Raw genomic sequence first — 23,900 nt, 5'->3', positions numbered from 1 at the left:
GCATGTGGTCGCATGTGGCGGAGAGGTTATGAGGAGGCATCAGGTGGTCGACGCACACCGGACGTTTGTCATCGTCGGCGGAGGGCTGGCCGGAGCGAAAGCGGCCGAAACGCTGAGGTCGGAAGGGTTCACCGGCCGGGTCATCCTGATCGGCGACGAGCGCGACCATCCCTATGAACGGCCACCCCTGTCCAAGGGGTACCTCGCGGGCAAGGAGGAGCGCGAGAGCGTCTTCGTGCACGAGCCCTCCTGGTACGCGCGTGCGGACGTCGAACTCCACCTCGGGCAGCCCGCGGTCCAGCTGGACCGCGAGGCGAAGAAGGTGACCCTCGGCGACGGCACCGTGGTGCACTACGACCGGCTGCTGCTGGCCACCGGCTCCGAGCCGCGCCGGCTCGACATCCCGGGCACCGATCTCGCCGGGGTCTACCACCTGCGCCGCCTCGCCCACGCGGAGCGGCTGCGCGGGGTGCTGGCCACGCTGGGCCGGGAGAACGGCCACCTGCTGATCGCCGGGGCGGGCTGGATCGGCCTGGAGGTCGCGGCCGCCGCCCGCGGCTACGGCGCCGAGGTCACCATCGTGGAACCGGAGGCCACCCCGCTGCACGCGGTGCTCGGCCCGGAGCTGGGGCGGGTCTTCGCCGACCTGCACAGCGCGCACGGCGTCCGCTTCCACTTCGGCGGCCGCCTGACCGAGATCAGCGGCCGGGACGGCATGGTGCTGGCCGCGCACACCGACGACGGCGAGGAGCACCCGGCGCACGCGGTGCTCGCCGCGATCGGCGCCGCGCCGCGCACCGCGCTCGCCGAGACCTCCGGGCTCGCCCTGATCGACCGGGAGCACGGGGGCGGCATCGCGGTGGACGCCTCGCTGCGCACCTCCGACCCGGACATCTTCGCCGCGGGCGACGTGGCCGCCGCCCACCATCCGCTGATGGGGACCCGGCTGCGGGTGGAGCACTGGGCGAACGCGCTCAACGGCGGGCCGGCGGCGGCGCGGGCCATGCTGGGCCAGGAGGTCTCGTACGACCGGGTCCCCTACTTCTTCTCCGACCAGTACGACGTGGGCCTGGAGTACTCGGGGTACGCCCCGCCCGGCGCCTACGACCAGGTCGTGATCCGCGGGGACCTGGCCAAGCGGGAGTTCATCGCCTTCTGGCTGGCCGGGGGCCGGGTACTGGCCGGCATGAACGTGAACGTGTGGGACGTCACGGAGCCCATCCAGGCCCTGATCCGCGCCGGGGTGGCGGTGGACCGCGACGCCCTGGCGGACCCGAGCGTTCCGCTGGCCTCGCTGGTCCCCTCCGGGGAGGCCGCCGGGTGACCCGCGGGCCCCGGTCGGAGGGGGCCCGCGGGAAGGGGAGGGCGGCGGGCGGGATTGTCCGAGCCCGGCCGTAGACTTCACGCGTGGCAGGCAGGATCAACGACGACGATGTGAAGGCGGTCCGGGACGCGGTCCCGATCGACGCCGTCGTGTCCGAGTACCTCCAGCTCCGCAACGCGGGCGGCGGCAACCTCAAGGGCCTGTGCCCCTTCCACGACGAGAAGTCCCCCTCCTTCCAGGTCAGCCCGAGCAAGGGGCTCTACCACTGCTTCGGCTGCCAGGCGGGCGGGGACACCCTCGACTTCATCATGAAGATCGACCACCTCTCCTTCTCGGAGGCGGTCGAGCGGCTGGCGGGCACCGCCGGCATCACCCTGCGGTACGAAGAGGGCGGCTACACCCCCGGTCAGAGCGGCCGCGGCGAGCGCATCCGGCTGGTCGAGGCGAACAAGGCCGCGGCCCAGTTCTACGTCGACCAGCTGGACGGCCCCGAGGCGGAGATCGGCCGGAAGTTCCTGGCCTCGCGCGGCTTCGACCAGGCGGCGGCCGCGCACTTCGGCGTGGGCTACAGCCCGGCCGGCTGGGACCACCTCACCCGCTTCCTGCGCGGCAAGGGCTTCACCGACAAGGAACTGATCCTCTCCGGCCTGTCCCAGGACAGCCGCAGCGGGAAGCCCATCGACCGCTTCCGCGGCCGCCTCATGTGGCCCATCCGGGACATCACCGGCGAAGTGGTCGGTTTCGGTGCGCGCAAGCTGCGCGACGACGACAACGGGCCCAAGTACCTGAACACGCCCGAGACCCCCATCTACAAGAAGTCCCAGGTCCTCTACGGCATCGACCTCGCCAAGAAGGAGATCGCGAAGACCTCCAGCGCGGTCGTCGTCGAGGGCTACACCGATGTCATGGCCTGCCACCTGGCCGGGGTCACCACCGCGCTCGCGACCTGCGGCACGGCCTTCGGCGCGGACCACATCAAGATCCTGCGCCGCCTGCTGATGGACAACGCCACCGCCGAGGTGATCTTCACCTTCGACGGTGACGCGGCCGGCCAGAAGGCCGCCCTGCGGGCCTTCGAGGACGACCAGAAGTTCGCCGCCGAAACCTCGATCGCGATCACGCCCGGCGGCATGGACCCCTGCGACCTGCGGCTCGCCGAGGGCGACGCGGCCGTGGCCGCGCTGGTGGCCTCCCGCACCCCCCTGTTCGAGTTCGCGCTGCGGCAGATGGTCGCCCGGCACAACCTGGAGAACCCGGCGGGCCGCGCGGCCGCGCTCGACGAGGCGGCCCCGGTGGTCGCCGCCATCAAGAACATCGCCATCCAGCACGAGTCGGCGGTCCAGCTCGCGGGGATGCTCGGCATCCGCGACGAGCAGTTCGTGGTCAAGCGCGTCTCCCAGGTGGCCCGCTGGGCCCGCGACCGGGGCGGCCGCCCCGGTCCGGGACAGGGCCAGGGCGGTCAGCAGCAGGGCGGCCGGACCCGGCCCGCCCACGAGCAGGGCGCCCCGCAGCCGGCCGCGCACGCCCCCGGCCCCGCGCTGAACCTGCGCAGCCCGGCCCACCGCACCGAGCGCGAACTGCTCAAGCTGGCCCTGCAGCGCCCGGCCCTGGTGTCCCCGGCCTTCGACGCCTACGGGCCCGACGAGTTCACCGCCCCGCCGTACGCGGCGGTCCGCCAGGCCATTCAGGACGCGGGCGGCGCCTCCCAGGACACGGACGACTACCTCGCCCGGGTCCGCGCGGCGGCTCCCAACGACACCGTGCGCGCCCTGGTCACCGAGCTGGCCGTCGAGGCCATCCACGCCAAGACGGTGGACGAGATCTACGCCGGGGTCCAGCTGGTGCAGGTCCGGCTGCGCGCGGTCGACCGCCGGATCCACGACATCCAGGGCACCCTGGCCCGGCTGGGCCCGAACGCCCCGGCCGAGCAGCTCGCGGCCGTCCAGGAAGAGCTGTGGGTGCTCCAGCAGTACGGCCAGCGCCTGCGCAACCGTGGCGCCGAGGGCCTGTGACCCGGTCCTGACCGCCTACCGGCGCAGCCAGTCGCCGTCCGGTATCGGCGTGCCCGACCGGGCCAGGGCCGCGGCCAGTGCCGGGGCGGCCAGATAGACCCAGGCCGGGGTGGTGGTGCCGTCGGGGCGCAGGACGGTGCGGCGGACCCGTTCGTAGAGGTTCAGCGGGCTCGCGGGCCCGTGGTACTCCTCCAGCCGGTCCAGCTCCGCCAGCAGCCTCGCGTACTGCCCCGGCGCCGCGGCCACCAGCTCCCCGGCCGTCCGCGCCCCCGGGCACGGGACGGCGTACGGGTAGCCCGGGCCGTCGTAGAGCAGCGCGTCCGGGAGCAGGGCGGGCTCCTCGCAGCGGGTGCGTCCGCGCAGGAAGGCGTCGTGGTTGACCTCGCCGGGGCGCAGCGTGCCGTAGACGAAGAAGGGCAGTTCCTCGTCCTCGCGCGACGGCGGCGCGGCTCCCCGAGCGGCTTCCCCGCACCCGAGCGGCTGCGACTGCGGCTGTGCTGTCCGGTCGGGCGGTGTCATCGGCGGGCCCCCTCGCATTCAACGGTTCGGCACGGGCGCGCGTTCCCAGGACTTCCACGCGCCCGGACCACCGTACGCACGTCCCCCGACCCGGCGGTCCCCTCCCCCGTATCCATGCCGGCGCGCGTGCCCGGCCGGGCATCGGGGCCGGGCGGTCGCTCGTGCATCACCCGGACGGGGCGGGGGTACCCGGATGGCCGCGGACCCGCCCTGACGTGCCCTGATGGCGGGACACGCCCGAGCACGACCGGAATCTGACATTCCATCAGGAGGCGGCCCGCGCGCACCCGGGCTTACCTCGGATCACGACCCCGCTTCCCAGGAGAGCCCCCATGCGCCGACGCACCGCCCACGTGCTCACCGCCACCGCGCTGACCGCCGTCGCCTTCGCCGGTCCGGTCGCGGGAGCGGTGGCCGCCGCGGACTTCGGCGTGGGGAGCTTCGCGCCCGGGGACTTCGCACCGCTGGAGGTCTGGCCCAAGTCGGCCGTCCCGGGCGCCACCGTCACCGTGAACACCCCCGCCTGCGGACGCGGCGGCCGCGCCGAGGGAGACGCGACGACGGTGGGCGGCGGCCGGTTCACGCTGGCGCCGGGCACCCACGAGGAGGTGGTGGTGGGACAGTTCCGCGTCGCGCGCACCACCGCGCCCGGGACCTACGCGATCGGCGCGACCTGCGCGGACGGCAGGTTCGCCACGGGCGACCTGGTCGTCACCGAGCGCGGCCCGCAGGGCCACGTCCGGACGGGGGTGGGCGGCGGTACGACGACGACCGCCGACCCCACCAAGATCGCGGCGGGAGCGGCAGTCCTGGCCGTGACCGCCGTCGGCGGTACCTGGCTCCTGCGTCGCCGGGCGAGCGGCACGCGGAGCTGACGGACGCCCACCGCGGCCCCCCTGCCGCGGTCCGGCCGGTACCGCCACGCCGTCGCCCGCCCCGCGAGGTCCCCCCCGTTCGCGGGGCCGGGCGACGGCCACCCTCCCCCACCCCAGAGGAACCATCCCGGACCAGAGGAACCACCCGCACCACAGGCAGCAAGGGGGCACGCATGCGCACCTCCGGCCACCACCGTCACCCCACCCCGGGCCCCGGCCCGAGCCCGGGCCCGAGCCCGGGCCCGGGCCCCGGCTCCGATCCCGACCACCCCCCGCATCCCCCGCACCCCCCGAACCCGCACCACCGGCGCCTCGCGCCCCCCGGCGCGGCCCGCGGCGGCGGAACCGGAGCCGGTCGCGGCGGCCTCGTCGCGCTCGCCGCCTGCGTCGGCATCTGGCTGGTCACCAGCGGCTCCGCCGAACCGGTCCATCCGCCCCGGCCCTCCGCCGCGGACTCCCTGACCGCCGAGCCCGTCGACCACGGGGGCGCCGACCCCCTCCCCGGCTCCCCGCCCCGGCGGATCCGGATCCCCGCCATCCAGGTGGACGCCCCACTGACCGGGCTCGGCCTGGAGGCCGACGGCAGCCTGGCGGCCCCGCCGGCCGCCCGGCGCGACCTGGCCGGCTGGTACCGCGACGGCACCACCCCCGGCGCCGTCGGCACCGCGGTCATCGCCGGGCACGTCGACACGGCCACCGGCCCGGCGGTCTTCTACCGGCTGGGCGCGCTGCGCCGCGGGGCGCTGATCGAGGTGACCCGCGCGGACGGACGTACCGCCGTCTTCACCGTGCACGCGGTGGAGGTCTACGACGCCGACCGCTTCCCGGACCGGCTGGTCTACGGGCCCGCGCCGCGCGCCGAACTGCGGGTGATCACCTGCGGCGGCGCCTTCTCGCCGCGCACCGGCTACCAGGGCAACGTGGTGGTCTTCGCCCACCTCACCGGCGTGCGCGCAGCGCCCGCCACGCTCAGCCCCACTGCTCCAGACCCAGCTTGACGACCAGCGCGGACACCACCGTCAGCAGCACGACCCGGACGAACCCGCTGCCCTTCTTCAGCGCCATGCGGGCGCCCGCCATCCCGCCGATCAGGTTGAAGGCGGCCATCAGCGCGGCCAGCTGCCACAGCACCTCCCCCTTGGAGGCGAAGACGGCGAGCGCCCCGGCGTTGGTGCCGACGTTCACGATCTTCGCGGTCGCCGAGGCGGTGACCAGGTCGAGGTGGAGCAGCGCGGTCAGCGCGAGGACGAGGAAGGTGCCGGTGCCGGGTCCGATCAGGCCGTCGTAGAAGCCGATGCCGAGACCGGCCAGCCCGATCGCGGCGACGATGCGACGACGGCTGACGGGGCCGGTGGCGGGGGCCGCGCCGAAGCCGGGGCGGAAGATCACGAACGCGGCGACCAGCAGCAGGACCACCATGATCACCGGACGCATCGTGTCCTTGCTGAACGCTCCCGCGAGCAGGGCCCCGCCCGCGGCACCGGCCATCGCGGCCAGGCCGATGCGGACCGCGATGCCCACGTCGACGGGGGCCTTGCGGGCGTACGTCACCGCCGCGCCCGTGGTGCCGACGATGGCCACCGCCTTGTTGGTCCCGAGGGCGTGCGTCAGCGGTACGTTCGCCGGGAGGCCGAGCATCAGCGCGGGCAGGAGCAGCAGGCCGCCGCCACCGACCACCGCGTCGATCCAGCCCGCGGCGGCCGCGGCCGCGCAGAGCACGATGATCATCGTCGTTGATATGTCAGGCACGGCCCGACCTTATGGATCCGGTGGGTGCAAGAGCCATCGATCCCGGGAAACTTGCGCAAGGTTTGAGCTTGGACCAGCGGAAATCCGGTCCGCCGCCCCCGCGCTCAGGCCCGGCCGCCCCCGCGCACCCGCGCCGTCCGCCGCCTCACGCCCGCTCCCTCCCCGTGCTGAGATGCGTGTTCCGTCAGGGAAACAGCGGCGATGCGGCCGGGAAACAGCGGGCGCGCAGGCTGACGCCATGACCTCGCAACAGCGTGTGGTGGTGATCGGCGGCGGCCTCGCGGGCCTGCGGCTCGCAGCCCGGCTCGGCGGGGACGCGGCGGTGACCGTCCTCGGCGAGGAACCGCACGTCCCCTACAACCGGGTGCTGCTGGCCGAGGTCCTCGCGGGCCGCTACGCCCCCGAAGTGACCGCCCTGCCCGCCCCCGGCCCGGTGCTGCGCCGGGGCGTGCGGGCGGTCCGCGTCGACCGCGCCGACCGGACGGTCCACTGCGACGACGGCGGCGCGCACGGCTACGACGTCCTGGTCCTGGCCACCGGATCCAACCCGGTGCTGCCGCCCCTGCGCGGACTCTTCGAGCCCGACGGCAGGGATCTCCCGGACGGGGTGCACGCCTTCCGCACCATGGACGACTGCCTCGCCCTGGACCGCGCCGTCACCGCCCGCCCCGGCCTGAACGCCGTGGTCATCGGCGGCGGCCTGCTCGGGGTCTCCGCCGCCCGCGCGCTGGCCGAACGCGGCGTGCGGGTGGTGCTCGCCCAGCAGGGCACCCGGCTGATGGAGCGCCAGCTCGACGAGGACGCCTCGGCCCTGCTCCACGCCCACCTCGGTGAACTCGGCGTCGAGATCCACACCGAGTGCCGGGTGCGCGGCCTGACCACCCGGGCCGAGGGCGCCGGCCGTCGGGTCACGGGCGTCGACCTCGCCGTCGGCCTCCACCTGGACGCCGACCTCGTCGTCCTGGCCTGCGGGGTGCGCCCGCGCACCGGCCTGGCCCAGGCCGCCGGGCTCGCCGTGCGCAAGGGCGTCGTGGTCGACGACGCGCTGCGCACGAGCGATCCGCGGATCCACGCCATCGGCGACTGCGCGGAGCACGCGGGCCGCGTGTACGGGCTGGCCGGGCCCGCGCTGGAACAGGCCGACGCCCTCGCCGCCCTCCTCACCGGCGGCGCCCCCGCCGGCTCCGGGAAGCCGGACTACACCGGCACCCGCGCCCTCACCCGCCTCACCCTCTCCTCCGGCCCGCGCCCGCTGGACCTCGCCGCCTTCGGCGAGACCACCCCGCTGCCCGGGGACGACGTGCTCCGGCTCTCGGACGCCACCCGGCGCACCTACCGCAAGGTCGTCGTCCGCGGCGACCGGCTGGTCGGCGGGGTCCTGCTCGGCGAACTCTCCACCGTGGGCGCCCTCGCCCGCAGCTGGGAGGGCGACGAACCCCTGCGCGCGCACGACGACCTCTCCCACCTGCTCACCGACGACGGAGGCTCCTGATCATGGCCGCATCCACGACGCCCACCCCCACCATCGTGCTCATCGGGCACGGGATGGTCGGCCAGCGCTACCTCGAAGCGCTCGCCGAGCGCGGCGCGACGGCCACCCACCGGATCACCGTGCTCTGCGAGGAGCCGCGCCCCGCCTACGACCGGGTCCACCTCACCTCGTTCTTCTCCGGCAGCACCGCCGAGGACCTGTCGCTGACCCCCGACGGCTTCATGGCCGAGCACGGGATCGAGCTGCACCTCGACGACCCGGCCGAGCACATCGACCGGGCGGCGCGCACGGTCACCTCCCGCTCCGGGCAGGTCTTCCCGTACGACGTCCTGGTCCTGGCGACCGGCAGCTACCCCTTCGTGCCGCCCGTCCCCGGCAAGGACGCCCCCGGCTGCTTCGTCTACCGCACCATCGAGGACCTCCTCGCGATCGAGGCGTACGCCGAGGGCCGCACCCACGGCGCGGTCATCGGCGGCGGCCTGCTGGGCCTGGAGGCGGCCGGCGCGCTCCAGGGGCTCGGACTGGCCACCCGGATCGTGGAGTTCGCGCCCCGGCTGATGCCGGCGCAGATCGACGAGGGCGGCGGCGCGGCCCTGCTGCGCACCATCGAATCGATGGGCCTGACCGTGCACACCGGTGTCGGCACCCAGGAGGTGCTCACCGGAGCCGACGGCTCCGTCAGCGGCATGGCGCTCTCCGACGGCTCCTCGGTCGACACCGAGCTCGTCGTCTTCTCCGCCGGGGTCCGCCCCCGCGACCAGCTGGCCCGCGCCGCCGGGCTGGAGGTCGGCGAGCGCGGCGGCATCGCCGTCGACGCGCACTGCCGCACCTCCGACCCGCACGTCTACGCGATCGGCGAATGCGCCCTGGCCACCGACGGCCGGGTCTACGGCCTGGTCGCACCCGGCTACGAGATGGCCGAGACCGCCGCCGAGGACCTGCTGGGCCGCGCCAAGGAGTTCACCGGAGCCGACCTCTCCACCAAGCTCAAGCTCCTCGGCGTGGACGTGGCCTCCTTCGGCGACGCGCACGGCGCCACCCCCGGCTGCCTCGACGTCGTGTACTCCGACTCCCGCTCCGGCATCTACAAGAAGCTCGTCGTCTCCCCCGACGGCGTCCTGCTCGGCGGGGTCCTCGTCGGCGACGCCGACTCCTACGGGCTGCTGCGGCCGCTCACCGGCAGCGTGCCGCCCGCCGCGCCCGAGCAGCTGGTGCTGCCCGCCGGCATCGGGTCCGCGGCCCAGCTCGGACCGGCCTCGCTGCCCGACGACGCGGTCATCTGCTCCTGCCACAACGTCACCAAGAAGGCCATCACCGCCTGCGCGACCCTGCCCGAGGTCAAGAAGTGCACCAAGGCGGGCACCGGCTGCGGCAGCTGCGTCAAGGTGATCGGCCAGCTGCTCCCGGCCCCCGCCGAGACGGGGCTCTGCGCCTGCTTCCCGTACACCCGTGCCGAGCTGTACGAGATCGTCCGCACCCTGCGCGTGACCTCCTACGCCGATCTGCTCGACAGCCACGGCCGGGAGGCGGCGCGCGGCGGCGACGGCTGCGAGGTCTGCAAGCCGACCGTCGGATCGATCATCGCCTCGCTCGCCCCGACGGTGGGCGCGCCCGGTTACGTCCTGGCCGGGGAGCAGGCCGCGCTCCAGGACACCAACGACCACTTCCTCGCGAACCTCCAGCGCAACGGCTCGTACTCGGTCGTCCCCCGCATCCCCGGCGGCGAGATCACCCCCGACAAGCTGATCGTGATCGGTGAGGTGGCCCGCGACTTCGGCCTCTACACGAAGATCACCGGGGGCCAGCGCATCGACCTCTTCGGTGCCCGCGTCGACCAGCTCCCGCACATCTGGGCCCGCCTGGTCGAGGCCGGCTTCGAGTCCGGACACGCCTACGGCAAGGCGCTGCGCACGGTGAAGTCCTGCGTGGGGCAGACCTGGTGCCGCTACGGCGTCCAGGACAGCGTGCGCATGGCCATCGACCTGGAGCTGCGCTACCGGGGCCTGCGCGCCCCCCACAAGCTGAAGTCGGCGGTGTCCGGCTGCGCCCGCGAATGCGCGGAGGCGCAGAGCAAGGACTTCGGGGTGATCGCCACCGCGAGCGGCTGGAACCTGTACGTCGGCGGCAACGGCGGGGCCACCCCGCGCCACGCCGACCTGCTGGCCCAGGACCTGTCCGACGCCGAACTGGTCCGCCTCATCGACCGGTTCCTGATGTTCTACATCCGCACCGCCGACCGGCTGGAGCGCACTTCCGCCTGGCTGGAGCGGCTGGAGGGCGGCCTGGAGCACCTGCGGGACGTGGTCGTCCACGACTCGCTCGGGCTGTGCGGGGAGCTGGAATCGCTGATGGCCGACCACGTGGCGCACTACCGGGACGAATGGGCCGAGACGCTGGAGGACCCCGAGCGGCTGCGGCGGTTCGTGTCCTTCGTCAACGCGCCCGGCGCCCCCGACCCGACCGTGAAGTTCGTCGCGGAACGCGACCAGGTCAAGCCCGACCTGACCTTCTTGACCCTCGAACCCCTGGGAGGCACCCGATGACCGTCGAACTGCAGGTGACCGAAGGCTGGCTGACGGTGTGCGAGTTCACCGCGCTCACCCCGGGGCGCGGGGTCGCGGCCCTGCTGCCGGACGGCACCCAGGCCGCGGTGTTCGTCGACCGCGCAGGGCGTACGTACGCCATCGGCAACCAGGACCCCTTCACCGGGGCGCAGGTGCTCTCGCGTGGGCTGGTGGGGTGCGTGGAGGGCCGGGCGTTCGTGGCGTCGCCGCTGCTCAAGCAGCGCTTCGACCTGGCGACGGGGCGGTGCCTGGACGACGAGGAGGTGGCGGTCCGGACGTATCCGGTACGGACCGCCGCGACCTCGGCTCCGGCAGCGGTCGCCTAGGCGGCGTCCGGGCCCTGGACGGCCGCCGGGTCCATCCACATGATCTCCCAGGTGTGGCCGTCGAGGTCCTCGAAGGCCCGGCCGTACATGAAGCCGTGGTCCTGGGCGGCGCGCGGCTCGGTGCCGCCCGCCCCGAGGGCTCCGTCGACCAGCTCGTCGACGGCGGCGCGGCTCTCGGCGCTCAGACACAGCAGCACCTCGGTGCTGGTGGCCGTGTCGGTCACGGCCTTGTGCGTGAAGTCCTTGAACCGGGCCTCGGTCAGCAGCATCGCGGCGATGGTGTCGCTGATGACCATGCAGGCGCCGTTCTCGTCGCTGAACTGGCCGTTGAAGGTGTAGCCGAGCTTCGTCCAGAACGCCTTGCTGGCGTCCAGGTCCTTGACCGGCAGGTTGACGAAAATCATCGTTGACATCTCGGGCTCGCTTCTCTTCGTGCCGCCGTCCCGCCCCCCGTGGAGCGGTGTCCGGTGCTTGCGAGGGGTAGACCGCGGGTCCCGCGGAAACTCATCGCTCGTGCGGAAAAACTTTTCGCCGTGCGCCGGCGCCGGGCTTCCGGGGACCCCGCAGGGTCCCCGGAAGCCGTCACGAGGCCACCGCGCCGCCCTTCAGGAGGGCGGCGCCGAGCGGGGTCACCGTGTGCAGCACGGCGCTCCCCCGGCGCAGGGTCGTCACCAGGCCCGCCTCCCGCATCACGCACGCGTGCTGGCTCGCCGAGGCCAGCGACACCCCGGCCCGGCGGGCCAGTTCGCTGGTCGTCGCCCCGTCGCCGATCGCCCGCAGGACCACCGAGCGGGTGTGCCCGACCAGCTTGCCCAGGGTCCGCTGGCGCTGCTCCTCCACGGGCCGGGCCGCCTCGCCGCCGGTCTGGGCCGAGGCGAGCTGCGCCGCCGCCGGATAGACCAGGACGGGGGGCAGTTCCGGGTCGTGCAGGGTCACCGCGGTGCGCCGGCAGAAGAACGAGGGCTGCAGGAGCAGCCCGCGTCCGCGCAGCCGGACGTCCCGGTCCACCGGGTAGTCGCACTCCAGCACCGGCGCCCGCCACCGCAGCATCGGCGGCAGCGAGGCGAGCAGCTCGTCCGCGCCGCCGTCCAGCAGCGCGCGGCCCCTGGCCGCCCGTTCGGCCTCGATCTGGGCCTGGATGTGCGTCCAGTACGGCTCCACGGCCGCCCGGTGGTACCCGCGCAGCTCGTCCATGAGCCGCGGCAGGTGCCGGGGCGTGTCGTCGGCGAACTCCCGCAGCCGCGGCGAGGGCGGCGCTCCCCGGCCCAGCACGAGCAGCTCCCGGCGCATCCGCTCGGGCCTGATCCCGCGCAGCGCGTCGAGCCCCGTGTCCCACCCGTACTGACCCTCGACCGGGGTCAGGAAATCGGGGAAATAGCCGCGACTCGGTATGAGCGCACCGAGCAAACGTGTTTCACTATTCAACCTGCTCCGCGTTGTTGTACGCCATTCACCGAACAACCGGACATCACGCCGGTCCCTTAAACGGTGAAAACTGAGAATCGTTTCCCACAACGCATCGGGACGCCCTGCCATCCGTACGCGTGCCAGGTCCACTCCAGTGAAATGGATACGAAGCACCGAACCCCCACCTGTGCAACCGCAATCCCCCCGCCCCATGAGTATGCATGCCGTCACACGACGTCACCACGCCCTTTCGGCCACAGTTGAAACCCCTTTCGGCGGGGGTGTGACAACCGAAATCCTGTACTCCGCCGGGCACACTCCGGCGCGACCGAAACGCTCCGCGAAGGCCGTGGGGGGCTTTGCGGGGCCTGGCGGTCGGTCGCACCGGGAAGCGCCGACGTGTCCGGCAGATTGTCAGCAGGCGGTGGACGGGTGGGGATCCGTCCACCGCCTGCTGACGTAAAGAGTCGTTGAACAATGTGCTTCTTCGCCCGGCGCTTCTTCACCGCGCGCTTCTGCACACACAGGCGCGCCCACCCCAGGGCGTCAGGGAACCCGGGGCAGGCGCGGTCTGTGGGGCGGGTGGGCGCGTACCGCGCGCGGGGAGCGCGCGGTACGGCGGACCCGCCGTGGGTGGGTCAGCGGCTGTCGCTGCCCTTCGACTCGGCGGCGGCACGGCCCGCCTCCAGGCGCGCCACCGGGATCCGGAAGGGCGAGCAGGAGACGTAGTCGAGGCCGACCTCGTGGAAGAAGTGCACCGACTCGGGGTCGCCGCCGTGCTCGCCGCAGACGCCGAGCTTGAGGTCGGGGCGGGTCTCGCGGCCCGCCAGGACCGCGCTGCGGACCAGCGCGCCGACGCCGTCCTTGTCGATGGTCTCGAAGGGGGAGACCCCGAAGATGCCCTTCTCCAGGTAGGCGGTGAAGAAGCTGGCCTCGACGTCGTCGCGGGAGAAGCCCCACACCGTCTGGGTCAGGTCGTTCGTGCCGAAGGAGAAGAACTGCGCCGCCTCGGCGATCTGACCGGCGGTCAGCGCGGCGCGCGGCAGCTCGATCATCGTGCCGATGGTCAGCTTCAGGCTGGTGCCGGTGGCGGCCTCGACCTCGGCGATGACCTGGTCGGCCTCCTCGCGGACGATCTCCAGCTCCTGGACCGTGCCCACCAGCGGGACCATGATCTCGGCGCGCGGGTCGCCCTTGGCGTTCTTGCGCTCGGCGGCGGCCTCGGCGATCGCCCGGACCTGCATGGCGAACAGACCGGGGATGACCAGGCCGAGACGGACACCGCGCAGACCCAGCATCGGGTTCTGCTCGTGCAGCTTGTGCACGGCCTGGAGCAGGCGCAGGTCGTTCTCGTTGTGGTCCTTGCGGGACTCGGCGAGGGCGACGCGCACCGACAGCTCGGTGATGTCGGGCAGGAACTCGTGCAGCGGCGGGTCGAGCAGGCGGACCGTCACGGGGAGCCCGTCCATCGCCTCGAACAGCTCGACGAAGTCCTTCTTCTGGAGCGGCAGGAGGGCACTGAGTGCCTCCTCGCGCTCCTTGTCGGTGTCCGCCAGGATCAGGTGCTCGACCAGCTCGCGGCGCTCACCGAGGAACATGTGCTCCGTGCGGCACAGGCCGATGCCCTGGGCGCCGAAGCGGCGGGCGCGCAGCGCGTCCTCCGCGTTGTCGGCGTTCGCCCGCACCCGCAGCCGGCGGACCCGGTCCGCGTACGCCATGATCCGGTGCACGGCGGAGACCAGTTCGTCGGCGTCGTCGGCGCCCGCGTGCATCCGGCCCTCGAAGTACTCGACGACCGGGGACGGTACGACGGGTACCTCGCCCAGGTACACCTTGCCGGTGGAGCCGTCGACGGAGACGACGTCACCCTCCTCGACGACCGCGCCGGAGGAGGTGGTCATCCGGCGGCGCTTGGTGTCGACCTCAAGCTCCTCCGCGCCGCAGACACAGGTCTTGCCCATGCCGCGGGCGACGACGGCCGCGTGTGAGGTCTTGCCGCCGCGCGAGGTCAGGATGCCCTCGGCGGCGATCATGCCGTCCAGGTCGTCCGGGTTGGTCTCGCGGCGGATCAGGATGACCTTCTCGCCGGAGCGGGACCACTTGACGGCCGTGTAGGAGTCGAAGACGGCCTTGCCGACGGCCGCGCCCGGGGAGGCGGCGATGCCGCGGCCGATCAGCTGCGTGGCGGCCGCCTCGTCGAAGCGCGGGAACATGAGCTGCGCGAGCTGGGCGCCGTTGACCCGCTGGAGGGCCTCGGCCTCGTCGATCAGGCCCTGGTCGACGAGCTGCGTGGCGATCCGGAAGGCCGCGCCCGCGGTGCGCTTGCCGACACGGGTCTGGAGCATCCACAGCTGGCCGCGCTCGATGGTGAACTCGATGTCGCACAGGTCCTTGTAGTGCGTTTCGAGGGTCTCCATGATCTGCATGAGCTGGTCGTACGACGTCTTGTCGATCGACTCCAGATCGGCGAGCGGGACCGTGTTGCGGATGCCCGCGACGACGTCCTCGCCCTGCGCGTTCTGCAGGTAGTCGCCGTAGACGCCCTGGTGGCCGCTGGCGGGGTCGCGGGTGAAGGCGACGCCGGTGCCCGAGTCGGGGCCGAGGTTGCCGAAGACCATGGAGCAGATGTTGACCGCGGTGCCCAGGTCGCTCGGGATGCGCTCCTGGCGGCGGTAGAGCTTGGCGCGGTCGGTGTTCCAGGAGTTGAAGACGGCCTCGACGGCGAGGTCCATCTGCTCGCGGGCGTCCTGCGGGAACTCCCGGCCGGCCTCCTCGGCGACGATCTCCTTGAAGCGCGCGACCAGCTTCTGGAGGTCGGCGGCGTCCAGGTCGGTGTCGACGGTGACCTTCTTGGCGGCCTTGGCCGCGTCGAGGGCGTCCTCGAACAGCTCGCCGTCGACGCCGAGGACCGTCTTGCCGAACATCTGGATGAGCCGGCGGTACGAGTCCCAGGCGAAGCGGTCGTTGCCCGCCTGCGCGGCGAGGCCCTGGACCGACGCGTCGGACAGGCCGATGTTGAGGACCGTGTCCATCATGCCGGGCATGGAGAACTTCGCGCCGGACCGGACGGAGACCAGCAGCGGGTCGTCCGACTGACCGAGCTTCTTGCCCATCTTCGCCTCGAGGGCGTCCAGGTGGGCGCTCACCTCGTCGCGCAGGGCCACGGGGGCGTCGCCGCTCTCCAGGTAGACCTTGCAGGCCTCGGTGGTGATGGTGAAGCCGGGCGGGACGGGGAGGCCCAGGTTCGTCATCTCGGCGAGGTTGGCCCCCTTGCCGCCGAGAAGGTCCTTGAGGTCCCGGTTGCCCTCGGTGAAGTCGTAAACGAACTTCTGATCTTTGTTTTCCGACACGGGTCTCGACTCCTCGAGGACTCGGTGGCTGCCCTGACGGCCAGGAACATACCCAGATCGAAGGCTTATAGGTACGTCCACTTGGCGGTCACATGGCCGTAACCACTCGTGCGCCAGGACATCGAAAGTGACTCGCGGGTAGCTGGAACCTACGAAGAGCCTTCACATCCCGAAGCGAAGAGGGCTCCGGGCGGCGTGTTCGTGCTCGGATGAGCGATCATCGATCCATTTGCGTTCACGTCTTGAACGCTCAAAGGGTGGCACCCAGTGCCACCCTTTGAGAATCTTAGCCGTGATGTTGGCGCTCATCTGAGCGCAACCCCACCCATGCGTGGCGTATCTCACGCCGCCCACAGGGCCCCGGAAGGCCTTTTTCTCAGCCTCCGGACGTGTCCGACTCGGCTTCCTCGCTCACCCCGGCGCAGTCGTAGGGATCCTTCAACCAGCCTTCGGGCAGGACAACCCGGTTGTTTCCGGACGTCCGGCCCCGCGGACCGTCCGCACTGTCCGGCCAGGGCTGGTCCAGGTCCAGCTCGCTCAGATGAGCGTCCAGCTCGGCCAGGGACGAGGAGACGGCCAGCTTCTGCCGCATCTCCGATCCCACCGAGAACCCCTTGGTGTACCAGGCCACGTGCTTACGGAAGTCGATCACCCCGCGCGCCTCGTCGCCGATCCACTCCCCCAGCAGCTGCGCGTGCCGGAGCATGGTGGCCGCGACCTCGCGCAGCGTCGGCTTGTGGAAGTCCTCGGGCCGCCCCTCGAAGGCCGCCACCAGGTCGTTGAACAGCCAGGGCCGCCCCAGGCAGCCGCGCCCGACCACCACGCCGTCGCAGCCGGTCTCGCGGACCATCCGCAGCGCGTCCTCGGCGCACCAGATGTCGCCGTTGCCCAGCACCGGGATCTCCGGCACGTGCTCCTTGAGGCGCGCGATGGCGTCCCAGTCGGCGGTGCCGCCGTAGTGCTGGGCGGTCGTGCGCCCGTGCAGCGCGATGGCGGTGATGCCCTCCTCGACGGCGATGCGGCCCGCGTCGAGGTAGGTGAGGTGGTCGTCGTTGATGCCCTTGCGCATCTTCATCGTCACCGGCAGGTCGCCGGCGCCCGCGACCGCCTCGCGCAGGATCGCGCGCAGCAGGTGCCGCTTGTAGGGGAGGGCCGAGCCGCCGCCCTTGCGGGTCACCTTGGGGACGGGGCAGCCGAAGTTCAGGTCGATGTGGTCGGCGCGGTCCTCTTCGACGATCATGCGGACCGCCTTGCCGACCGTGCCGGGGTCGACTCCGTACAGCTGGATCGAGCGGGGCTTCTCGCTCTCGTCGAAGTGGATCAGCTGCATGGTCTTCTCGTTGCGCTCGACCAGCGCGCGCGTCGTGATCATTTCGCTCACGAACAGCCCCTTCCCGCCGGAGAACTCGCGGCAGAGGGTGCGGAACGGAGCATTCGTGATGCCGGCCATCGGCGCGAGCACCACCGGGGGCTGCACGGTGTGCGGGCCGATCGCAAGGGGCGGAGGGAGCGTGGTCATCCCCCCATTGTCGCAAAGCCGCGCCGCGTCCCGCATATGTTTAGTTAGGCGTACTATCGGCGCCATGCACGACTTGAGCCCCAGGCGCCGCCTCCTGATCCTGGCCATCTGCTGCATGAGCCTGCTGATCGTCAGCCTCGACAACACGGTCCTGAACGTCGCCCTCCCCTCCATGCGCCGCGAGCTGGGCGCCACCGTGGCCGGGATGCAGTGGACGATCGACGCGTACACCCTGGTCCTCGCCTCGCTGCTGATGCTGGCGGGGTCGACCGGTGACCGGATCGGCCGCCGCAAGGTCTTCACGGCGGGCCTCGTCCTCTTCACCCTCGGTTCGCTGCTGTGCTCGGTGGCTCCCGGCCTGTCGTGGCTGATCGCCTTCCGGATGATCCAGGCGGTCGGCGGCTCGATGCTCAACCCGGTCGCGATGTCGATCATCACCAACACCTTCACCGACCCGAAGGAACGCGCCCGCGCCATCGGCGTCTGGGGCGGTGTCGTCGGCATCTCCATGGCCGCGGGCCCGCTGATCGGCGGGCTGCTCGTCGACTCGGTCGGCTGGCGGTCGATCTTCTGGGTCAACCTCCCCGTCGGGATCCTCGCGCTGGTCCTGACCCTGCGCTACGTGCCCGAATCGCGCGCCGAGCGGCCGCGCCGGCCCGATCCGGTGGGCCAGCTCCTCGTCATGGCACTGCTGGGCTCGCTGACCTACGGGATCATCGAGGCGCCCGACGCAGGTTGGACCTCGCCGCTGATCCTGGGCTGCGCGGCGCTCGCGATCGCCTCGCTGGCCGGGCTGCTCGTCTACGAGCCCCGGCGGCCCGAACCGCTGATCGACCCCCGGTTCTTCCGGAGCGCGCCCTTCAGCGGAGCGACCGTGATCGCCGTCAGCGCCTTCGCCGCGCTGTCGGGGTTCCTCTTCCTCAACACGCTGTACCTCCAGGAGGTGCGCGGGCTGAACGCCCTGCACGCCGGGCTCTACATGCTCCCCATGGCCGCGCTGACCTTCCTCTTCGCCCCGCTGTCGGGGCGCCTGGTGGCCGCGCGCGGGCCCCGGCTGCCGCTGCTGGTCGCCGGGGTCACGATGGCCGCGAGCGGGCTGCTGTTCGCCGCCTTCGACGCTCCGGCCTCCACCTCCCTGCTCTTCACCGCCTACGTGCTCTTCGGGCTCGGCTTCGGCATGGTCAACGCGCCGATCACCAACACGGCCGTCTCCGGGATGCCGCGCGCGCAGGCGGGGGTGGCGGCCGCGGTCGCCTCGACCAGCCGGCAGACCGGCGGCACCCTGGGGGTCGCGGTGATCGGCGCGGTCCTGGCGGCCGGGCTGGGCGGACACGGCTACAGCGCCACGGGCTTCGCCGACGCCGCGCGCCCCGCCTGGTGGATCATCACGGCCTGCGGGTTCGCCGTCCTGGTCGTGGGCCTGTTGACCAGCGGCTCATGGGCGCGCGCCACGGCCGTGCGGACCGCCCGGACCCTGGAGAAGGTCCCGGCTTCCTGATCCGGCTTCCTGACGAGTGTCGGCGGTGCGGGACGCGTCCCGGGCCCTGGGTTCGCCCCACACCGCGCCCCTTCGGCATGCCCTCGAACGGGTGATGGCGACTGACAGATATTGAAATCTGTCAGCCGTCATGCCATTCTGCTGACATGACGAACCACGAGCACACCTCCCGCGCACCCCGCACCCTCGGCGCCACCGGGCCCTCCGTCCACCCGCTCGGTCTCGGCTGCATGGGCATGTCCGCCCTGTACGGCGAGGCCGACCGCTCCGAGTCGATCGCCACGATCCACGCCGCCCTGGACGCGGGGGTCACCCTGCTGGACACCGGCGACTTCTACGGGATGGGGCACAACGAGCTCCTGATCAACGAAGCCCTGCGGACCGCCCCCGCAGCCGCTCGCGACCAGGCACTGACCAGCGTGAAGTTCGGCGCCCTGCGCACGGTCGAGGGCGGCTTCACCGGATACGACGGGCGCCCCGCCGCCGTGAAGAACTTCCTGGCGTACTCGCTCCAGCGCCTCGGCCGGGACCACATCGACATCTACCGGATCGCCCGCGTGGACCCGGACGTCCCGATCGAGGAGACGGTCGGCGCCATCGCCGAGGCCGTCCAGGCCGGGCACGTCCGGCACATCGGCCTCTCCGAGGTCGGCGCCGACACCCTGCGCCGGGCCGCCGCGGTCGCGCCGATCTCCGACCTCCAGATCGAGTACTCCCTGATCTCCCGGGGCATCGAGGAGGAGATCCTGCCCACCGCCCGCGAGCTGGGCATCGGCATCACGGCGTACGGCGTGCTCTCCCGCGGCCTGATCAGCGGCCACTTCACCCGGGACCGGGCGCTGGCCCCCGGGGACTTCCGCGGGATGAGCCCCCGCTTCCAGGGGGACAACCTGGAGCGCAATCTCGACCTGGTCGACGCCCTGCGCAAGGTGGCCGACGACAAGGGAGTGAGCGTGGCCCAGACCGCCATCGCCTGGGTGCTCTCGCGCGGCGAGGACATCGTCCCACTGGTGGGCGCGCGCCGCCGGGACCGGCTGGAGGAGGCGCTGGGCGCCCTGGACACCGTCCTGACCCCGGCAGACCTGGCGGCCATCGAGGCGGCCGTCCCCGCGGGAGCGGCGGCGGGCGAGCGGTACCCGGCGGCGCAGATGGCCCACCTCGACAGCGAGCACTGAGCTGCCGGTACGGTCGTAGGCATGCCCCCCGCAGCTGCCGAACCCCTGACGCCCGAGCGCATCCTCGAAACCACCGAGGAAGTGCTGCGCCGCTTCGGCCCCACCAAGGCGACCGTGGTGGACGTGGCGCGCGCCCTCGGAGTCAGCCACGGCAGCGTCTACCGGCACTTCCCCTCGAAGGCCGCGCTGCGCGAGGCGGTCACCAACCGCTGGCTTGCGCGGAACGTGGACATGCTGGAGGAGATCGTCTCGGCTCCCGCCGCAACCGCCCCCTCCAAGCTGGAAGCGTGGCTGGAGGCCCTCTTCGAGGCCAAGCGGCACAAGGCGGGCGACGATCCGGAGCTGTTCGCGACCTACACCGTGCTGCTCGCGGAGAACAGCGGCGTGGTGGACGACCACCTGACCCAGCTGATCGCCCAGCTGACCCGGATCATCGACGAGGGCGTCGCCGCCGGATCACTGGCCGCGCCGGACGTACCGGCAGCCGCCCGCGCCGTCTTCGACGCCACCGGCCGGTTCCACGATCCGCAGTACGCGGCGGAGTGGCTCTCGCCGACCATCCTCACGGAGTTCGAAGCGGTCACCGCGCTCGTCGTCCGGGGCCTGCGCGCCTGACCTCCGGGACCTCCGGGGAGGCGCCGCGACCCGGCACCGCGCCCAGCCGGAACGTACCGATCCGGACAGCTTGGTGATCATTTTGGACGCGCTGCCATTGCCCCCTGCGTGGCATCCTCCTTACGTTCCCTTTACCGCACGTCATCAGGCACGCCTCAGGGGGAACGTTGTCCGCTCAGGAAACACCGGCAGCTCAGGCCGCACCACCCGCCCGTTCGGGTTCGGCCACGGCGATCGGCTGGATCATGACCATCGTCTTCAACGTGGTCGCACCGATCGTCACCTACAACATCCTCACCGGACGGGGCTGGACCGAGTTCGCCGCCCTGCTGCTCAGCAGCGCCTGGCCGGTGGTCGACACCGTCGTCTCGCTCGCATGGCGCCGCCACATCGACGAGTTCGCCGTCGTCACCCTGGTGTTCCTGGTGATCACCGCCCTGGTCACCCTGGTCGGCACCCACTCGGCCCGCGCCCTGCTCGTCAAGGACTCGGCGGTGACCGGGCTGTTCGGCGCACTGTGCATCGCCACGCTGCTGGCGCCCCGGCCGCTGATGTTCTACTTCGGCCGCAAGTTCGGCACCGACGGCACCGCCGAGTCCGTCGGCCACTTCAACAGCCTCTGGCAGTACCCGGACTTCCGCCGGGCGATGAGGCGGATGACCACCGTGTGGGGCGTGGCGTACCTGTTCGAGGCCGCGCTGCGCGTGGTGCTGGTGTACGCGCTGAGCACCGGCACGATGGTGACCGTCAGCCCGATCCTGATCTACGGCGTCCTCGTGGCCCTGATCTTCTGGACGATTCGCTTCTCGAACCGGACCAAGGCCGAGGGCAAGGCCCGGGCCGCCGCGGCGCTCGCCGCCGCCAACGCCACCGCCTGACCCGCGGCACGGACGACGGACAGGGGTGGCCCGGTGCGCTGTGCGCACCGGGCCACCCCTGTCGTGGATCCGGGTCCGACTAGCAGCCCAGCAGACGGCTGCCGAGGTAGGTCTGGATCTGGTCCAGGGAGACGCGCTCCTGCTTCATGGTGTCGCGCTCGCGCACGGTCACCGCGTTGTCGTCCAGGGTGTCGAAGTCGACCGTGACGCAGAACGGCGTACCGATCTCGTCCTGGCGGCGGTAGCGGCGGCCGATGGCGCCCGCGTCGTCGAACTCGATGTTCCAGTTCTTGCGCAGGTCGGCGGCGAGGCCCTTGGCCTTCGGCGACAGGTCGGCGTTGCGCGACAGCGGCAGGACCGCGACCTTGATCGGGGCCAGGCGCGGGTCGAGGCGCATCACGGCGCGCTTCTCCATGACGCCCTTGGCGTTCGGGGCCTCGTCCTCGTTGTACGCGTCGAGCATGAAGGCGAGCATGGCGCGGTTGACACCGGCCGCCGGCTCGATGACGTACGGGGTGTAGCGCTCCTTGGTCTCCTGGTCGAAGTACGTGAGGTCCTGACCGGAGGCCGCCGAGTGCGCCTTGAGGTCGAAGTCGGTGCGGTTGGCCACGCCCTCCAGCTCGGAGAACTCATTGCCACCGAAGTTGAAGCGGTACTCGATGTCGGCGGTGCGCTTCGAGTAGTGGGACAGCTTGTCCTTCGGGTGGTCGTACCAGCGGATGTTCTCCTCGCGCAGACCCAGGTCGCGGTACCAGTTCCACCGCTCCTGCATCCAGTACTCCTGCCACTGCTCGTCCTCGCCCGGCTTGACGAAGAACTCCATCTCCATCTGCTCGAACTCGCGCGTGCGGAAGATGAAGTTGCCGGGCGTGATCTCGTTGCGGAAGGACTTGCCCATCTGGGCGATGCCGAACGGGGGCTTCTTGCGCGAAGTCGTCTGCACCTGGGCGAAGTTGGTGAAGATGCCCTGGGCGGTCTCCGGGCGCAGGTACGCGACGGAACCGGCGTCCTGGGTCGGGCCGAGGTGCGTCTGCAGCATGCCCGAGAACTGCTTGGGCTCGGTGAACTGGCCCTTGTTGCCGCAGTTCGGGCAGTTGATGTCGGCCAGGCCGTTCGCGGGGAGGCGGTTGTGCTTGGCCTCGTACGCCTCTTCCAGGTGGTCGGCGCGGTAGCGCTTGTGACAGGAGGTGCACTCGGTCAGCGGGTCCGAGAAGGTCGCGACGTGGCCCGAGGCCTCCCAGACCTCGCGGGCCAGGATCACGGAGGAGTCGATGCCGACGATGTCCTCACGGCCGGTGACCATCGAACGCCACCACTGGCGCTTGATGTTCTCCTTCAGCTCGACACCCAGCGGGCCGTAGTCCCAGGCAGCCCTGGAGCCGCCGTAGATCTCACTGCACGGGTAGACGAAGCCACGGCGCTTGCTCAGGCTGACGATGGTCTCGATCTTGTCGGCGGCCACGGTGCTCTCTTCATTACGAGGACGAACGGCGAATGCCTCAGGTTACCGGCGCCCGTACCCCCTCCTTCAAATCGGATCCCCTTTGAGCGCCCGGGGCGGCCCCTCCCACCTGGCTTGTTGACAACGGTTTCCATCTTTGATGAAAATGGATGTCATGAACGTACGACGCCTCATACCCACCGCCGCCCTCGCCGCAGCCGTCGCCCTCGCCGCCACGGCGCTGACCGCCTGCTCCGGCGCCTCCGCCGCGGGCTCCGGTGAGGACGGCAAGCTCGACGTGACGGCGTCGTTCTACCCGATGCAGTTCCTCGCCGAGCGGATCGGCAAGGACCACGTGAAGGTCTCCACCCTGACCAAGCCGGGCGTCGAACCGCACGACCTGGAGATCACCCCCCAGCAGACCGCCCGGCTGGGCGAGGCCGACCTGGTCCTCTACCTCAAGTCGCTCCAGCCCGCCGTCGACAAGGCCGTCGCCCAGAGCCCCGCCAAGAACGTCGTCGACGCCGCCACCCTCACCAAGCTCGAAGTCCACGCCGCCTCCGGCCACGACCACGCCGAGGGCGAGGCGGACCACGACCACGGCCACGAAGCCGCCGGCCAGGACCCGCACGTGTGGCTCGACCCGGTCAAGTACGCGGAGATCGCCAAGGGCGTCGGCGCCGCCCTGGCGAAGGCCGACCCCGCCAACGCGGCGGACTACCGGAAGAACACCGACGAGCTCGTCGCCGAACTGGGCAAGCTCGACAGCGAGTTCAAGGACGGTTTGAAGAACACGGCCACCCGGACCTTCATCACCACCCACTCCGCCTTCGGCTACCTCTCCGCGCGCTACGGCCTCGACCAGGAGGGCATCTCCGGCGTCGACCCCGAGTCCGAGCCGACCCCCGCCCGGATGAAGGAACTCCAGGCCGTCGCGAAGAAGGACAATGTGACGACCGTCTTCTTCGAGGCGCTGGCCAGCGACAAGACGGCCAAGACCCTCGCCCGCGACACGGGTCTGAAGACCGATGTCCTCGACCCGCTGGAGGGAATCAGCGACACCTCCCAGGGCGCTGACTACTTCGCGATCATGCGGTCCAACCTGAAGAACCTGCAGAAGGCGCTCGGCAACAAGTAATGGCAGCAGTAGCGGCAA

19 protein-coding genes are annotated in these 23,900 nt (G+C 71.8%); 12 read left to right on the top strand and 7 right to left on the bottom strand.

What is annotated here, in order from left to right; translation table 11 throughout:
- Positions 1 to 43: 43 nt before the first annotated feature.
- Together AC0693_RS07395 and dnaG are read left to right on the top strand one after the other, a co-directional pair.
- The gene (locus tag AC0693_RS07395) at positions 44 to 1,324 is read left to right on the top strand and encodes an NAD(P)/FAD-dependent oxidoreductase (RefSeq protein WP_469319439.1); all 1,281 of its coding nucleotides are present in this window, start codon (positions 44 to 46) and stop codon (positions 1,322 to 1,324) included.
- 83 nt (positions 1,325 to 1,407) lie between these two features.
- Entirely contained in the window at positions 1,408 to 3,336 is a 1,929-nt protein-coding gene (gene dnaG, locus AC0693_RS07390) for a DNA primase (protein ID WP_478801201.1), read from the top strand.
- A 15-nt stretch (positions 3,337 to 3,351) separates the two neighbouring features.
- Here dnaG and AC0693_RS07385 read toward each other — a convergent pair whose 3' ends face one another.
- Positions 3,352 to 3,855 (bottom strand): gamma-glutamylcyclotransferase family protein, encoded by a 504-nt coding sequence (locus tag AC0693_RS07385; protein WP_478741190.1) that lies wholly within the window; start codon positions 3,853 to 3,855, stop codon positions 3,352 to 3,354.
- 332 nt (positions 3,856 to 4,187) lie between these two features.
- On the opposite strand from AC0693_RS07385, the gene AC0693_RS07380 reads away from it, so the two are divergent.
- Both AC0693_RS07380 and AC0693_RS07375 read left to right on the top strand, forming a co-directional pair.
- Complete coding sequence (locus tag AC0693_RS07380) at positions 4,188 to 4,730, top strand: hypothetical protein (protein WP_469335890.1); 543 nt, start codon at positions 4,188 to 4,190, stop codon at positions 4,728 to 4,730.
- A 392-nt stretch (positions 4,731 to 5,122) separates the two neighbouring features.
- Positions 5,123 to 5,728 (top strand): class F sortase, encoded by a 606-nt coding sequence (locus tag AC0693_RS07375; RefSeq protein WP_478801356.1) that lies wholly within the window; start codon positions 5,123 to 5,125, stop codon positions 5,726 to 5,728.
- Here the strand turns inward: AC0693_RS07375 and AC0693_RS07370 are convergent.
- Positions 5,700 to 6,479 (bottom strand): sulfite exporter TauE/SafE family protein, encoded by a 780-nt coding sequence (locus AC0693_RS07370; RefSeq protein ID WP_469335894.1) that lies wholly within the window; start codon positions 6,477 to 6,479, stop codon positions 5,700 to 5,702. The genes AC0693_RS07375 and AC0693_RS07370 overlap by 29 nt on opposite strands.
- A 238-nt stretch (positions 6,480 to 6,717) precedes the next feature.
- Here AC0693_RS07370 and AC0693_RS07365 point away from each other — a divergent pair, with 238 nt between their 5' ends.
- Genes AC0693_RS07365 through nirD form a run of 3 tightly spaced genes read left to right on the top strand, consistent with a single transcriptional unit; the run spans position 6,718 to position 10,861 of the window.
- The gene (locus AC0693_RS07365) at positions 6,718 to 7,971 is read left to right on the top strand and encodes an NAD(P)/FAD-dependent oxidoreductase (RefSeq protein WP_469319433.1); all 1,254 of its coding nucleotides are present in this window, start codon (positions 6,718 to 6,720) and stop codon (positions 7,969 to 7,971) included.
- A 2-nt stretch (positions 7,972 to 7,973) separates the two neighbouring features.
- Entirely contained in the window at positions 7,974 to 10,514 is a 2,541-nt protein-coding gene (gene nirB / locus AC0693_RS07360) for a nitrite reductase large subunit NirB (RefSeq protein WP_478801200.1), read from the top strand.
- Positions 10,511 to 10,861 carry a nitrite reductase small subunit NirD gene (nirD, locus tag AC0693_RS07355; RefSeq protein WP_478801199.1) on the top strand — a complete coding sequence of 117 codons (351 nt, stop codon included), beginning with the start codon at positions 10,511 to 10,513 and terminating at the stop codon, positions 10,859 to 10,861. The genes nirB and nirD overlap by 4 nt, the downstream gene beginning before the upstream one ends.
- Here nirD and AC0693_RS07350 read toward each other — a convergent pair.
- The 4 genes from AC0693_RS07350 to dusB form a co-directional block, all read right to left on the bottom strand.
- Positions 10,858 to 11,274 carry a VOC family protein gene (locus AC0693_RS07350; protein WP_469319431.1) on the bottom strand — a complete coding sequence of 139 codons (417 nt, stop codon included), beginning with the start codon at positions 11,272 to 11,274 and terminating at the stop codon, positions 10,858 to 10,860. The genes nirD and AC0693_RS07350 overlap by 4 nt on opposite strands.
- A 169-nt stretch (positions 11,275 to 11,443) precedes the next feature.
- On the bottom strand, positions 11,444 to 12,442 hold the full coding sequence (locus AC0693_RS07345) for an ArsR/SmtB family transcription factor (protein ID WP_469335896.1): 999 nt from the start codon (positions 12,440 to 12,442) through the stop codon (positions 11,444 to 11,446).
- A gap of 464 nt (positions 12,443 to 12,906) precedes the next feature.
- Entirely contained in the window at positions 12,907 to 15,618 is a 2,712-nt protein-coding gene (gene ppdK / locus AC0693_RS07340; protein ID WP_356410067.1) for a pyruvate, phosphate dikinase, read from the bottom strand.
- A gap of 376 nt (positions 15,619 to 15,994) precedes the next feature.
- Positions 15,995 to 17,137 (bottom strand): tRNA dihydrouridine synthase DusB, encoded by a 1,143-nt coding sequence (dusB, locus tag AC0693_RS07335; protein WP_468463323.1) that lies wholly within the window; start codon positions 17,135 to 17,137, stop codon positions 15,995 to 15,997.
- Between the two features lie 64 nt (positions 17,138 to 17,201).
- Between dusB and AC0693_RS07330 the strand changes: the two genes are divergently transcribed.
- The 4 genes from AC0693_RS07330 (at position 17,202) to AC0693_RS07315 (ending at position 21,303) form a co-directional block, all read left to right on the top strand.
- Complete coding sequence (locus tag AC0693_RS07330) at positions 17,202 to 18,635, top strand: MFS transporter (RefSeq protein ID WP_469319428.1); 1,434 nt, start codon at positions 17,202 to 17,204, stop codon at positions 18,633 to 18,635.
- Positions 18,636 to 18,781: 146 nt separating this feature from the next.
- Entirely contained in the window at positions 18,782 to 19,810 is a 1,029-nt protein-coding gene (locus tag AC0693_RS07325; RefSeq protein ID WP_478801198.1) for an aldo/keto reductase, read from the top strand.
- 21 nt (positions 19,811 to 19,831) lie between these two features.
- Positions 19,832 to 20,425 carry a TetR/AcrR family transcriptional regulator gene (locus AC0693_RS07320; RefSeq protein ID WP_356410055.1) on the top strand — a complete coding sequence of 198 codons (594 nt, stop codon included), beginning with the start codon at positions 19,832 to 19,834 and terminating at the stop codon, positions 20,423 to 20,425.
- A gap of 245 nt (positions 20,426 to 20,670) precedes the next feature.
- Complete coding sequence (locus AC0693_RS07315; RefSeq protein WP_478801197.1) at positions 20,671 to 21,303, top strand: VC0807 family protein; 633 nt, start codon at positions 20,671 to 20,673, stop codon at positions 21,301 to 21,303.
- Positions 21,304 to 21,382: 79 nt separating this feature from the next.
- On the opposite strand, the gene AC0693_RS07310 is transcribed toward AC0693_RS07315, so the two are convergent.
- Positions 21,383 to 22,765 carry a glycine--tRNA ligase gene (locus tag AC0693_RS07310; protein ID WP_356410049.1) on the bottom strand — a complete coding sequence of 461 codons (1,383 nt, stop codon included), beginning with the start codon at positions 22,763 to 22,765 and terminating at the stop codon, positions 21,383 to 21,385.
- A gap of 154 nt (positions 22,766 to 22,919) precedes the next feature.
- On the opposite strand from AC0693_RS07310, the gene AC0693_RS07305 reads away from it, so the two are divergent.
- A complete protein-coding gene (locus AC0693_RS07305) occupies positions 22,920 to 23,882 on the top strand; it encodes a metal ABC transporter substrate-binding protein (protein ID WP_469320939.1) in 963 nt (320 codons plus the stop codon).
- The last annotated feature ends 18 nt before the right edge of the window (positions 23,883 to 23,900 follow it).

The organism is Streptomyces sp. NPDC043876, from assembly GCF_056435825.1.
Note: the sequence above shows the minus strand (reverse complement) of the source record. Positions and strands in the feature narration are given on the sequence as shown.